The 12,332-nt window shown below is 74.3% G+C and carries 13 protein-coding genes and 1 pseudogene (1 of these 14 only partly in view); 2 read left to right on the forward strand and 12 right to left on the reverse strand.

All coding sequences use genetic code 11. The features are described from left to right. Positions 1–742: the 5' portion of a tyrosine--tRNA ligase gene (tyrS, locus tag J2S66_RS20200; RefSeq protein WP_310308735.1), read on the reverse strand. The gene continues 533 nt to the left of window position 1, outside the view; only the first 742 of its 1,275 coding nucleotides appear in the window; its start codon is at positions 740–742; its stop codon lies off the left edge, out of view. Positions 743–832: 90 nt separating this feature from the next. Here tyrS and J2S66_RS20205 point away from each other — a divergent pair, with 90 nt between their 5' ends. Then, the gene (locus J2S66_RS20205; RefSeq protein ID WP_310308737.1) at positions 833–1,303 is read left to right on the forward strand and encodes a hypothetical protein; all 471 of its coding nucleotides are present in this window, start codon (positions 833–835) and stop codon (positions 1,301–1,303) included. 18 nt (positions 1,304–1,321) lie between these two features. On the opposite strand, the gene J2S66_RS20210 is transcribed toward J2S66_RS20205, so the two are convergent. Continuing rightward, a complete protein-coding gene (locus J2S66_RS20210; protein WP_310308739.1) occupies positions 1,322–3,214 on the reverse strand; it encodes a DUF6461 domain-containing protein in 1,893 nt (630 codons plus the stop codon). 109 nt (positions 3,215–3,323) lie between these two features. Here J2S66_RS20210 and J2S66_RS20215 point away from each other — a divergent pair, with 109 nt between their 5' ends. Then, positions 3,324–3,863, forward strand: a complete 540-nt coding sequence (locus J2S66_RS20215; RefSeq protein WP_310308741.1) for an EF-hand domain-containing protein — start codon at positions 3,324–3,326, stop codon at positions 3,861–3,863. Here J2S66_RS20215 and J2S66_RS20220 read toward each other — a convergent pair. The 10 genes and pseudogenes from J2S66_RS20220 to argC form a co-directional block, all read right to left on the reverse strand. After that, entirely contained in the window at positions 3,860–4,501 is a 642-nt protein-coding gene (locus J2S66_RS20220; RefSeq protein WP_310308742.1) for a DNA-3-methyladenine glycosylase, read from the reverse strand. The genes J2S66_RS20215 and J2S66_RS20220 overlap by 4 nt on opposite strands. Next, the gene (gene argH / locus J2S66_RS20225; protein ID WP_306750214.1) at positions 4,485–5,876 is read right to left on the reverse strand and encodes an argininosuccinate lyase; all 1,392 of its coding nucleotides are present in this window, start codon (positions 5,874–5,876) and stop codon (positions 4,485–4,487) included. The genes J2S66_RS20220 and argH overlap by 17 nt, the downstream gene beginning before the upstream one ends. After that, on the reverse strand, positions 5,877–6,347 hold the full coding sequence (locus J2S66_RS20230; protein ID WP_310308743.1) for an adenine nucleotide alpha hydrolase family protein: 471 nt from the start codon (positions 6,345–6,347) through the stop codon (positions 5,877–5,879). Between the two features lie 79 nt (positions 6,348–6,426). Further along, positions 6,427–6,570, reverse strand: a pseudogene (locus J2S66_RS37195) (argininosuccinate synthase domain-containing protein); the annotation flags it as partial. Positions 6,571–6,583: 13 nt separating this feature from the next. Further along, positions 6,584–7,078, reverse strand: coding sequence for an arginine repressor (locus J2S66_RS20235; protein ID WP_310308745.1), 495 nt, complete (start codon positions 7,076–7,078; stop codon positions 6,584–6,586). Then, complete coding sequence (gene argF, locus J2S66_RS20240; protein ID WP_310308746.1) at positions 7,075–8,001, reverse strand: ornithine carbamoyltransferase; 927 nt, start codon at positions 7,999–8,001, stop codon at positions 7,075–7,077. The genes J2S66_RS20235 and argF overlap by 4 nt, the downstream gene beginning before the upstream one ends. 1 nt (position 8,002) lies before the next feature. Continuing rightward, positions 8,003–9,166 carry an acetylornithine transaminase gene (locus J2S66_RS20245; protein ID WP_310308747.1) on the reverse strand — a complete coding sequence of 388 codons (1,164 nt, stop codon included), beginning with the start codon at positions 9,164–9,166 and terminating at the stop codon, positions 8,003–8,005. Further along, positions 9,163–10,050: an acetylglutamate kinase gene (gene argB / locus J2S66_RS20250; RefSeq protein ID WP_310308749.1), complete on the reverse strand. Its 888-nt coding sequence runs from the start codon at positions 10,048–10,050 to the stop codon at positions 9,163–9,165. Before argB ends, J2S66_RS20245 begins: the two co-directional genes overlap by 4 nt. Beyond that, positions 10,047–11,249: a bifunctional glutamate N-acetyltransferase/amino-acid acetyltransferase ArgJ gene (gene argJ / locus J2S66_RS20255; RefSeq protein WP_310308750.1), complete on the reverse strand. Its 1,203-nt coding sequence runs from the start codon at positions 11,247–11,249 to the stop codon at positions 10,047–10,049. Before argJ ends, argB begins: the two co-directional genes overlap by 4 nt. Then, positions 11,246–12,262, reverse strand: coding sequence for an N-acetyl-gamma-glutamyl-phosphate reductase (gene argC, locus J2S66_RS20260; protein ID WP_310308751.1), 1,017 nt, complete (start codon positions 12,260–12,262; stop codon positions 11,246–11,248). Before argC ends, argJ begins: the two co-directional genes overlap by 4 nt. Positions 12,263–12,332 lie beyond the last annotated feature (70 nt).

Below are 12,332 nucleotides of genomic sequence, written 5' to 3' on the forward strand. Positions count from 1 at the left end.
TCATCTCCGGGTCGAGCCACACGTTGCCGCCCCCGGTGGACTTGCCGAACTTGCGGCCCTCGGCGTCGGTCACCAGCGGCGCGGTCAGGGCGTGCGCGGTCTTGCCGTCGACCCGGCGGATGAGGTCCACGCCGCCGATGATGTTGCCCCACTGGTCGGAGCCGCCGACCTGGAGCTTCGTCCCGTGCGCGCGGTGGAGGTGGAGGTAGTCGTGGGACTGGAGCAGCAGGTAGCTGAACTCGGTGTAGGACATGCCGTCGGCTTCGAGGCGGCGCTTGACCGTCTCGCGGGCGAGCATGACGTTGACCGAGAAGTGCTTGCCGACGTCGCGCAGGAACTCCAGGGCGGACATCGGGCCGGTCCAGTCGAGGTTGTTGACGACGAGCGCGCCGGTGGGGCCGTCGTCGAACTCCACGAACCGCTCCAGCTGGCCGCGGATGCGCCCGACCCACTCGGCGACGGTGTCGAGCGGGTTGAGGGTGCGCTCGGAGGTGTCGCGCGGGTCGCCGATCATGCCGGTCGCGCCGCCCGCCAGGACCAGGGGCCGGTGCCCGGCGCGCTGGAAGCGGCGCAGCATGAGCAGGGGCACGAGGTTGCCGGCGTGGAGGCTGGGCGCGGACGGGTCGAACCCGGCGTAGAGGGTGAGCGGTCCCGCGTCGAGGTCCTTCCGCAGCGCGTCGAGGTCGGTGGATTGCGCGATCAGGCCGCGCCAGGTCAGCTCGTCGAGGATGTGCTCGCTCACCTGGCCATTGTCCGACACCTGGTCAACGCGGTTTGAGGCGGTGTCCGCTCCGGGTAGTCGGGGGCGGGCTCTAGTGAGAGGACCGCAGCGATGACCTACCCGGATCGCGATCCACGTCCCACTGATCGCCCCACCGAGATCGCGCCCCGCCCCGGGGTGCCGCACCAGCAGCACGTCCCTCCGCAGGAGGTCGCGTACCAGCGGGAAGAGGTCGTCGAGCGCGGCGACGGACGGGTGCGCGGGGTGCGCGTGGCGTGCGCGGTGATCGACGTGCTGTGCTGGCTGTTCGCCGTCGTGCTGGCGATCCACATCTTCCTGGTGATCGGCGGCGCGAACCCGGCGAACGGGTTCGCGCGGATGATCGAGTCGTGGTCGGCGGGGGTGTCGCTGGGCCTGCGCGACCTGTTCACGCCCGCGAGCGCCGGGCTGCGGACGCTGCTCAACGACGGCCTGGCCGCGCTGCTGTGGCTGCTGATCGGGGCGGTGCTGACGAACGTGATCACCCGGGTCGCGCTGCCCTCCGGTGAACGGCGGGTCTGGTACCGGAGGACCGTGCGCTGACCGGCCGGCCGGGCCGGGTCATCGGCCCGGCCGGTCCTGCCCGGTGATCAGGTGGACCTCGTCGGCCCGCTCGACGGCGGCGAGGTCGTCGGGGGTGATGCCGCGCCCGGTGTAGCGGGCGACGGCGGTGAGCCCCCGGGCGACCTCGTGGCGCGAGCCGACCAGGTCGTCGAGCAGTCGGGCGACGTCGGCGGGCAGGTCGTCGGCGCACCAGGGTTCGAAGGCGGCGACGACCCGGCCGCGCTCGGCGAAGCCCAGCCCGGTGAGCGCGTTGACGTTCCAGAACATGCTCGCGGCGCGGCCGTGCGCGGACAGCGCGGCGAGGACGCCGCGGTCGGCGCCCCGGCAGCCGTCGGGCTCGACGGCGAGGACCGCCCCGTCGGTCTCGTGGACGGCGACCCACGGGGCGGTGCCGTGCCCGTGGTCGACGTCCCTCCGGGAGGCGGGCGCGGTGGCGCCGAACGCGCGCAGCACCCCGTCGCGGGTGGAGCCGGTGACGACGGTGACGCACGCCGCCTCGGAGAGGGCGCTGCGGTTGATCCAGCGGTGGGCGGCGTACGGGGGTTCGGTGGTGTCCGCCGTCTTGAGCACCCGTTCGGGCGCGGGCGGGGCCGGCCAGGCGGCGAGTTCGTACCACTCGGTGTCGTTGCCGTCGCGGCCCCTGGCGTGCACGCGGACGCGGAGGTCGCCGGGCCACGGCGGGGTGGTGTCGGAGACGCCGGGGATGGCCGCGTCACCGCGGCGGGCGTGCCAGGAGACCTCGACGACGTCGTCCCACCATTCGAGGTCGGGCGGTGGTGGCGCGGTCTCGGTGGTGGTGAGGCGGACGGGCACGCCGGCCACGTCGGTGGTGCGCACGGCGATGCCGTTGTCGACGACGGCGACGAGGCCGTTGGCGGAGAAGTCGACGTTCCCGGGGGTGGGTCCCTCGGCGAGGGTGAAGTGGCCGTCGTGGACCCGGGCGTGCCCGGAGGCGTACCGGGGGAAGAGGTACTCGGCGCGGCGGCGGGCCAGGACGGCCTCGGTGTGGTCGGCGGGTGGGGGCAGGGCGGGGAGCAGTCGCGCGGTGACGCCGAGGGCGGTGCCGACGACGGCGGCCGGCGTGGCGACGCCGAGGTGGTGCAGGACGGCGTGGGCGGTGATCACGGCGAGCGCGAGGTGCGGTGCGGCGTGGCGGGCCGCGGCGGCGGTCTCGGCGCGGGTCTCCGGGGTGTCGGCGATCGGCGGTGACGGCTGCGCGTACCGGATCGCGCGGGGGCGCGGGTGGACGGGCTGCGGCGTGGCCGCGGCCGACCGCGCGCGCGCCGCGCGGAGGTTGGCTTCGAGGGCGGCGCGGTGGGCCGGGTCCTCGGCGGCGTCCGACGGGTGCACGGCCCGGCCGGCCGGGGTGCCCCGGCCGGGCAGGTGGCGGAGCCGGTGCCCGGCGAGCGCGGCGTGAGCGGCCTGGACGGTCCGGGTGGTCTCGGCGGCCGGTGGTCCGACGGGCGCGGCCGGCGTTCCGGGCGGCACGCCGAGCACCTCGGCCAGCGCCGGGTGGTGGGTGAGCCGGCGTACGAGGTCGTGCACGCGGGCGGTCGCGCCGGGGTGCGTGGCGTCCAGCACGGTCAGGGCGCCCTGTGTCTCGCTCGTCGCGCCCCCGCTCAGCGTGGTGAACGTGGCGTGCTCGACGGGCCGCAGGTCCTCCACCAGGCCGGGCGCGGCACCGGGCAGGTCGTCGAGGTGGAGTTCCAGGGCGCCGAGGAGGCGTTCGGCGAGCAGGCCGCCCGCGTGGCGCAGGCCGCCGGCGACGTCGACCACCTCCGGGTCCCCGGGCAGGCCCGCCACGAGTGCCGCCGGTGTCCGGGGTATCCGTGCCGCGACGACCGGGACGTGCCGGGCCGCGATCACCGCGAAGTCGTCGATCTCCCCCACCACGCCATGATGGCACTACCGACGGTCACGGCGCGTTCACCCTGCCGCACGCGGGTATGCCCCGGCTGGTCAATTGCCCGCGCCGCGTTCGACCGCCAAGTTCGTTCACGTGGCCAGCGACTTGCAGCGGGAGAAGACCTCCATCGTGTTCGCCGCGATGGACGTGAACGGCGACGGTTACCTGGAGCGCGCCGATTTCGAGGCGTTGACGGACAGGTGGGTGCACCTCCGCGACGGGTACCAGCCGGAGCGGTTGCGGGAGATCATGATGGGCTGGTGGGAGGCCCTGCACGCGGCGTCCGACCAGGACAGCGACGAGAAGGTGTCGCACGACGAGGTGCTCAGGATGGTGGACAACCTCGGCACCGCGCTGGACCTGGTGGTGGCCACGGCCGAGTCGATGTTCGAGGCGGTGGACGAGGACGGCGACGGCGCGGTGTCGGCGCCCGAGTACAGCCGCATGATCCACGCGTGGACCGGTGACGAGACGCCGACGGACGGGGTGTTCGCGCTGCTGGACCTCGACGGCGACGGCACGATCTCCAAGTCGGAGTTCGTGCGGCACTGGGTCGAGTTCTGGGCCGGTGACGACCCGGAGGCGCCGGGCACGCACGTGTTCGGCGAGGTCCGGGCCGGCCGGCAGGTCTAGCGCTCCGGCGGTGGTGCGGCGCGGGTGCGGCGCGTGCCCCGGCGGTAGGCGCTGACCGCCGGGGAGTCGACCCAGAAGCGCCACGGCACGTCGACCGCCACGGCGACGCCGACGCGCGGGCCGGTGCGGATGGCGGCCGGGTCGACGGGGTCGCCCGCGAGCAGCCGCACGGAGGCGTCCGGGGCGGTCAGGTCCGTGCCGTTGTGGGCGCGGTCGAGGCCGAGGACGCCGGTGAGGCGGGCCGGTCCCTTGGCGAGCTCGGCGTCGCTGCGGGCGGCGGGGCGGCGGGCGCGGGCCAGTTCCAGGCCGGTCACGACCTCGCCCGCGCGCAGCAGCACGGCGCCGGGCACGCCGTCGGTCAGCGACACGACGTTGGCGCAGAAGTGCATGCCGTAGACGAAGTACACGTACAACCGGCCGGCCGGGCCGAACATGACGTCGTTGCGCGGCGTCCGCCCCCGGTAGCAGTGGGACGCCGGGTCGTCGCCGCCCCGGTAGGCCTCGACCTCGACGATCCGCACGCCCACGACGCCCTCGGGGGTGGTGGACTCGATGGTGCCGCCGAGCAGGAGCCGGGCCGCGTCGACCGGGTCGACGGCCAGCTCCCGCTCGGTGAGCTGCCTAGGCGAGGCGGGCAAGGGAGACCTTGTCCCGGAGCCTCGCGAGCTGCTCGGCGACCCGATCGGGCGCGGTGCCGCCGTGGGCGTCGCGGGAGGCGATGGAGCCCTCCACGGTGAGCACGTCGCGCACCGCGGGGGTGAGGGCGGGCGAGATGGCGGCGAACTCGTCGTCGGTCAGCTCGTCCAGGCCGACGCCGCGGGTCTCGGCGGCGCGCACGCACTCCCCCGCCGCCTCGTGCGCGACGCGGAACGGCACGCCCTGCCGGACCAGCCACTCGGCGATGTCGGTGGCCAGGGTGAACCCGGCGGGCGCGAGGGCGGCCATGCGGTCGGTGTCGAAGCGCATGGTGCCGATCATCCCGGCCAGGGCGGGCAGCAGCAGCTCCAGCTGCTCGACGGAGTCGAACAGGGGCTCCTTGTCCTCCTGGAGGTCCCGGTTGTAGGCCAGCGGCTGGGCCTTGAGGGTGGCCAGCAGGCCGGTGAGGTTGCCGATGAGCCGGCCGGACTTGCCGCGGGTCAGCTCGGCGACGTCGGGGTTCTTCTTCTGCGGCATGATCGAGCTGCCGGTGGCCCACGCGTCGTCGAGGACGGCGAAGCGGAACTCGGCGGTCGTCCAGATGATCACCTCCTCGGCGATCCGGGACAGGTCGACGCCGATCATGGCGAGCACGAACGCCATCTCGGCGGCGAAGTCGCGCGAGGCGGTGCCGTCGATGGAGTTCTCCACGGGCGCGTCGAAGCCCAGCTCGGCGGCGACCGCGGCGGGGTCGAGGCCCAGCGAGGACCCGGCGAGCGCGCCGGAGCCGTAGGGGGACACGGCGGCGCGCTTGTCCCAGTCGCGCAGCCGCTCGACGTCGCGCAGCAGGGCCTGGCCGTGCGCGAGGAGGTGGTGCGCGAGGAGCACGGGCTGCGCGGACTGGAGGTGCGTGCGGCCGGGCATGACGGCGGTGGCGTGCGCGGCGGCCTGGCCGGCGAGCGCGTCGACCACGTCGAGCACGCCCTCGGAGACGCGCTCGGCGGCGTCGCGCAGCCACATCCGGAACAGCGTGGCGACCTGGTCGTTGCGGGAGCGGCCGGCGCGCAGCTTGCCGCCCAGCTCGGGCCCGGCCCGGTCGATGAGGCCGCGTTCCAGCGCGGTGTGCACGTCCTCGTCTTCGACGACCGGCGTGAACGCGCCGGAGGCCACGTCGGCCTCCAGGGCGTCCAGCGCGGCGAGCATGCGCGTCAGCTCGTCGTCGGTGAGCAGGCCCGCGCGGTTGAGCACGCGGGCGTGCGCCCGTGAACCGCGGATGTCGTAGGGGGCGAGTCGCCAGTCGAAGTGCGTCGACAGCGACAGCATCGCCATCGCCTCGGCCGGTCCACTGGCGAAACGCCCGCCCCACAGAGAACTCATCTACCCCTGATCCCTCTTCGACTGGTCGTGCGGGTGGCCCCAGCCGCGGCCGGCGGGGGCGTGGTCGTGCGGTGCCTGCTCGCGGCGCAGGCCGGTGACGGTGGCGCGGCCGTCGTGCAGCAGGAGCCGGACCTCGCCGGTCACGTGCCGCCGGGTGGTCTCCAGGAAGCCGTCCAGCGCGTGCCGCAGCGGTGAGGACCACTGCCCGTCGCGCACCAGTTCACCCCACCGGCGGTCGACCTGCCGCTTGAAGCGGGCCGTCTCGTGCTCCAGGGTGACGGTCTCCAGCTCCCGGTGCGCGGTGGTCAGGGCGAGGGCGCCGAGCGCCTGCCGGGCCCCGCGCACAGTGTGCCGGCCCGCGTTGAGGTCGAGTTCGCGGATGGCCTGGAAGGCGGTGACGGTCTCGCCGTCGAGGGCGACCGGGACGCCCCGGTCGAAGGCGACGACGACCTCGCAGGTGTCCGCCGGCACCGAGTGCGCCCGCCCGGTCGGCGGCCCGCACGAGGTGCTCGGCGAACTCGTCGCGGGCGTCCACGACCAGCGCCTCGGCCGCGCCGCAGGCCAGTGCGCGTTCGCGGACGGTCGCCAGGGCCTCGTCCCGGCCGACGTCGACGGTCACCGCGATCACCTCGGTGCCGGTGCCGGCGAGGCGGCGCAGCGCGACGGACGAGGCGAGGGCGCCGGAGCAGGCCAGGACGCCCGCCCGTTCACGGCCCCTCGTCCCCCGCCTCGCCGGCGGCGAGCGCGGCGACCCGCGCCGCCAGCTCGGCGCCGGTGACCGGTTCGCGCGCCACGACGAGGATGGTGTCGTCGCCGGCTATGGTACCGACGATGTCCTGGAGCGCGGCCCGGTCCAGCGCGCTGGCCAGGAACTGGGCCGCGCCGGGCGGGGTGCGCAGGACGGCGAGGTTGCCGGAGTGGTCGACGGACACCAGCAGCTCGTTGAGCACCCGGACGAGCCGGGTGGTGCCGCCCTGCACGCCGCGCACCGGGCTGCCGTCCTCGGGGATGACGTAGACGGGCGCGCCGCCGTCCGGTCCGCGCAGCTTGACCGCGCCCAGCTCGTCCAGGTCGCGCGACAGGGTGGCCTGGGTGACCTCGATGCCCTCCACCGCAAGCGTTTTCGCCAGTTCGGACTGGCTGCGGATCGCGCGCTGGGCGATCAGTTCGACGATGCGGGCCTGCCGCGCGGTGCGGGTCACGCCGACTGCTCCAGCAGCCACACGAGGAGCGCCTTCTGGGCGTGCAGGCGGTTCTCGGCCTCGTCCCAGACCGCGCTGTCCGGCCCGTCGAGGACGTCGTCGGTGATCTCCTGGCCGCGGTGCGCGGGCAGGCAGTGCAGCACCGTCGTCTTCACCCCGGTGGCCGCGACCAGCTCGGCGTTGACCTGGTAGGGCCGGAACGGGCGCGCCCGGTCACGGCCGTCGTTCTCCTGCCCCATCGACGTCCACGTGTCGGTGACCAGCACGTCCGCGCCGTCGACGGCCTCGCGCGGGTCGCTGAGCACCCGCACCGAGCCGCCGGTGTCGGCGGCGCGCTCGCGGGCGGCGTCGAGGACCCACGGCGCGGGCTGGAAGTGCTCGGGGGCGGCGACGCGGACGTGCATGCCCGCGGTGACGCCGCCGAGCAGCATCGAGTGGGACATGTTGTTGGCGCCGTCACCGAGGTAGGTGACGGTGAGGCCGGGCAGCGCGCCGTGCCGGAGCCGGATCGTCTGGAGGTCCGCGAGCACCTGGCACGGGTGGAACTCGTCGGTCAGCGCGTTGATCACCGGGATGCGCGAGACGGACGCCATGGCGTCCATCCGCTTCTGGGCGAACGTGCGCCACACGACCGCGTCCACGTAGCCGGACAGGATGCGGGAGGTGTCCTCGATGGTCTCCTCGCGGCCGAGCTGCATGGACCGGCCGTCGATGATCACCGGGTTGCCGCCGAGCTGGGCGATGCCCACCTCGAACGACAGGCGGGTGCGGGTCGAGTTCTTCTCGAAGATGACCGCGACCGACCTGGGCCCGGCCAGCGGCTTGGCGCCGAGCCGGTCCACCCGGTAGGTGTCGGCGAGGTCGAGGACCTCGGCCTGCTCGGCGGGTGTCAGGTCGTCGTCGCGCAGGAAGTGGCGGACCACGTCACGCCTCCAGCCAGGTCGGCAGCCCCGCCACGAACCGCTGCGCGTCGGCCTCGTCGAGGACGAGCGGCGGGGCGATCCTGATGACGTCGGGCTGGATGGGGTTGATCAGGTAGCCGGCCCGCTGCGCGGCCGCCGCGGCCTTCGCCGAGACCGCCTCGCGCAGCGTGATGCCGAGCAGCAGGCCGGCGCCCCGCACCCCGGAGACGAGCGGGTGGTCGAGGGCCTCGACGCCCGCGGCGATCTCCTTGCCGACGGCGGAGGCGTGCTCCAGCAGCCCGTCGGCGGCGATCGTGTCGAGCACGGCGAGGGCGGCGGCGCAGCACACCGGGTTGCCGCCGAACGTGGTGCCGTGCTGGCCGGGTTCGAACAGGTCCTTGGCCGGGCCGAGCGCGACGCACGCGCCCAGCGGCAGGCCGCCGCCGAGGCCCTTGGCCAGGGTGAACACGTCCGGCACGACACCGGCCTGCTGGAAGGCGAACCACGTGCCGAGGCGGCCGACGCCGGTCTGCACCTCGTCGAGGACGAGCAGCGCGCCGTGCTCGGCGGTGATGCGGCGGGCGGCTCCCAGGTAGCCCTCGGGCGGCACGACGACGCCGTTCTCGCCCTGGACGGGCTCCACGACGAACGCGGCGGTCTCGTCGTCGATCGCGGCTTCGAGGGCGTCGACGTCGCCGAACGGGATGTGCACGACACCGGGCACGAGCGGCTCGAACGGGGCGCGCTTGGCGGGCTGGCCGGTGAGCGCGAGGGCGCCCATGGTGCGGCCGTGGAAGCCGCCGTCGGTGGCCACGACCTTGGTGCGGCCGGTGCGGCGGCTCAGCTTGAACGCGGCCTCGTTGGCCTCGGCGCCGGAGTTGCAGAACAGCACCCGGCCGTCGCCGTCCGCGCCCGCCAGGTCCAGCAGGCGCTCGGCGAGCGTGAGCGCGGGCTCGTTGATGTAGAGGTTGGAGGTGTGGGCGATCCTGCCGATCTGCCCGGTGACGGCGGCGACCACGGCCGGGTGGGCGTGGCCCAGGGCGTTGACCGCGATGCCGGCGAGCAGGTCGAGGTAGCGGTTGCCGTCCGCGTCCCACACGTGCGCGCCCTCGCCGCGGACGAGCGTCAGGCCCGGCGTGCCGTAGTTGTCCATCATCGCGGCCTGCCACCGCTGCTGGTCGTTCATGCCCGTTCCCCGGTCCCCTCGGTCACCATGGTCCCGACGCCCTCGGAGGTGAAGACCTCCAACAACAGGGAGTGCGCCGATCGTCCGTCGATCACGTGCGCCTCGGGGACGCCGCCGCGCACCGCGCGCAGGCACGCCTCCATCTTGGGCACCATCCCGCTGTCCAGGTCGGGCAGCATCTCCTCCAGCCGCGCGGCGTCGACCCGGTGCAGCAGGGAGCCCCTGTCCGGCCAGTCCGCGTAGAGGCCCTCCACGTCGGTGAGGACCACGAGCTTCGCGGCGTCCAGCGCCACCGCCACGGCGCCCGCCGCGGTGTCGGCGTTCACGTTGTGCACGACGCCGTCGACGTCCGGGGCGACCGTGGAGATCACCGGGATGCGGCCGGCGCGCACGACGTCGAGCACCACGTCCGGGTCGACGTCGACGATGTCGCCGACGAGGCCGATGTCGACCGGTTCGCCGTCCACGATCGCCGGGCGGCGCGCGGCGGTGAACAGGCGGGCGTCCTCGCCGGACAGGCCGACCGCGTACGGGCCGTGGCGGTTGATCAGGCCGACCAGCTCGCGCTGCACCTGGCCGACGAGCACCATGCGGACCACGTCCGCGGCCTCGGGCGTGGTGACGCGCAGGCCGCCGCGGAACTCGCTGTGGATGCCGAGCCTGGTCAGCATCGCGGCGATCTGCGGGCCGCCGCCGTGCACCACGACCGGGTGCAGACCGGCGACCTTGAGGAACACCACGTCCTGGGCGAACGCGCGCTTGAGCTCGTCGTCGACCATGGCGTTGCCGCCGTACTTGACGACGACGATCGCGCCGCGGAAGCGCTGGAGCCAGGGCAGCGCCTCGATGAGGACGGCGGCCTTGTCCTGTGCGGGGATCGTCACGAGCTGTACGCGCTGTTCTCTTCGACGTAGGCGTGCGACAGGTCGGTGGTGAGCACGGTGGCCGTGCCGTCGCCGAGGCCGAGGCCCACCACGATGTCGACGTCGCGACCGGACAGGTCGGCTTCGGCGCGGTCGGCGGCCTTGTGGCCGTCGGCGAACAGGGTGACGCCGTTGATGGCGATGCTCAGCCTGTGCTGGTCGACGGTGGCGCGGGAGCGGCCGACGGCCATGGCGATGCGGCCCCAGTTGGGGTCGGAGCCGAACAGGGCGGTCTTCACCAGGTTGTCCTCGGCCACGGTCTTGGCGACCTCGACGGCCTCGGCCTCGGTGAGCGCGCCGGTGACCGTGACGGCCACCTCCTTGGTGACGCCCTCCGCGTCGCCCTGGAGCTGCTTGACCAGGTCGCCCGCGACGGCTTCGAGGGTCTTCGCGAACTCCTCGGGGTCGGGGGTGACGCCGGAGGCGCCGGAGGCGAGCAGCAGCACGGTGTCGTTGGTGGACGTGCCGCCGTCGACGTCGAGCCGGTCGTAGGTGCGGGCGGTGACCCGGCGCAGGGCCGCGTCGAGCGCGTCGCCGTCGAGGGCCGCGTCGGTGGTGATGACGCTGAGCATGGTGGCCATGTTCGGCGACAGCATGCCCGCGCCCTTGACGAACCCGCCGACGGACCAGCCGTCGGGGTGGGCCTGGAACGACTGCTTGGGGTGGGTGTCGGTGGTCATCACGGCGGTGGCGGCGTCCAGCCCGGCCCGGTCCGTGGCGGCCAGCTCGGCGGCGGCCTTGTCGACGCCCGCGGTGAGGGCGTCCATCGGCAGGCGCTCGCCGATCAGGCCGGTGGAGCACACGGCGACCTCGATCGCGCCGACGTCCAGCACGGCGGCGACCTTCTCGGCGGTCGCGTGGGTGTCCTGGAAGCCCTCGGGGCCGGTGCACGCGTTCGCGCCACCCGAGTTGAGCACGACGGCGCGCAGCCGGCGCTCCTTGAGCACCTGCTGCGACCACAGCACGGGCGCGGCCTTGACCTGGTTGGTGGTGAAGACGCCCGCGGCGGCCTGGCCCGGCCCTTCGTTGACGACCAGCGCGAGGTCCAGCGCGCCGGACTCCTTGATGCCGGCGGCGACCCCCGCCGCCGTGAAGCCGGACGGGCCGGTCACGCCCCTGTCGCGGTTCACGGGGTCGCGGTTCACGGGCTCGCGGTTCACGGTGCCACTCCCACGGTGGACAGGCCGGTGGTCTCCGGCAGGCCGAGTGCCAGGTTCATGCACTGCACCGCGGCGCCCGCGGTGCCCTTCGCCAGGTTGTCGATCGCGGCGACGACGACGAGCCTGCCCAGGTCGCGGTCGACGGTGACCTGGAGCTGCACGGCGTTCGAGCCGAGCACCGCGCCCGTGGTGGGCCAGTGGCCCTCCGGCAGCAGGTGCACGAACGGCTCGTCGGCGTAGGCCTTCGCGTAGACCTCGCGGACGTCCGCGTCGGGGTCGGTGAGCGCGGCCGAGCAGGTGGCCAGGATGCCGCGCGGCAGCGGGGCCAGGACCGGGGTGAACGAGACCTTCACGTCGTGGCCGGCGACCCCGGTCAGGTTCTGCGCGATCTCGGGGGTGTGCCGGTGCGCGCCGCCGACGCCGTAGGCGGACAGCGAGCCCATCACCTCGGAGCCCAGCAGGTTCGTCTTGGCCGCCTTGCCCGCGCCGGACGTGCCGGAGACGGCGACCACGGTGACCTCGGGCTCGACCAGCCCCATCGCGGGGGCCAGGGCCAGCGAGGACACCGTCGGGTAGCAGCCGGGCACGGCGACGCGCTTCGCGTTCCGCAGCTCGTCGCGCTTGCCGGGCAGCTCGGGCAGGCCGTAGGGCCAGCTGCCCGCGTGCTCCCCGCCGTACCAGCGCTCCCAGGCCGCGGCGCTGGTGAGCCGGTGGTCCGCGCCGCAGTCGACGACGAGGGTGTCGTCGCCGAGTTCGGCGGCGATCGCGGCCGACTTGCCGTGCGGGAGGGCGAGGAAGACCACGTCGTGGCCGCGCAGCCGCTCGGCGGTGGTCTCCTCCAGGACGCGGTCGGCGAGCGGCAGCAGGTGCGGCTGGTGGGCGAGCAGCGGCGTGCCCGCGTTGCCGCCGGCCGTGAGCGCCCCCATCTCCACGTCCGGGTGCCCGAGCAGCAGCCGGAGCACCTCACCGCCGGCGTAGCCACTGGCCCCGGCCACCGCGATCCGAACCGTCATACGGATAAGTATGCACTCCGGTGCATCATCACTCAAATTTCTTTCCACGTCGTGGGAGCCGCCCCACCAC

This window comes from Saccharothrix longispora (assembly GCF_031455225.1).
GTDB classification, from domain to species: domain Bacteria; phylum Actinomycetota; class Actinomycetes; order Mycobacteriales; family Pseudonocardiaceae; genus Actinosynnema; species Actinosynnema longispora.

Bases quoted from the DNA above. Each gene is read 5' to 3' on its own strand.
- argC (WP_310308751.1), bottom strand. From the start codon at position 12,262: ATGACGGTTCGGATCGCGGTGGCCGGGGCCAGTGGCTACGCCGGCGGT.
- J2S66_RS20205 (WP_310308737.1), top strand. From the start codon at position 833: ATGACCTACCCGGATCGCGATCCACGTCCCACTGATCGCCCCACCGAG.
- argH (WP_306750214.1), bottom strand. From the start codon at position 5,876: ATGAGTTCTCTGTGGGGCGGGCGTTTCGCCAGTGGACCGGCCGAGGCG.
- J2S66_RS20245 (WP_310308747.1), bottom strand. From the start codon at position 9,166: ATGAACGACCAGCAGCGGTGGCAGGCCGCGATGATGGACAACTACGGC.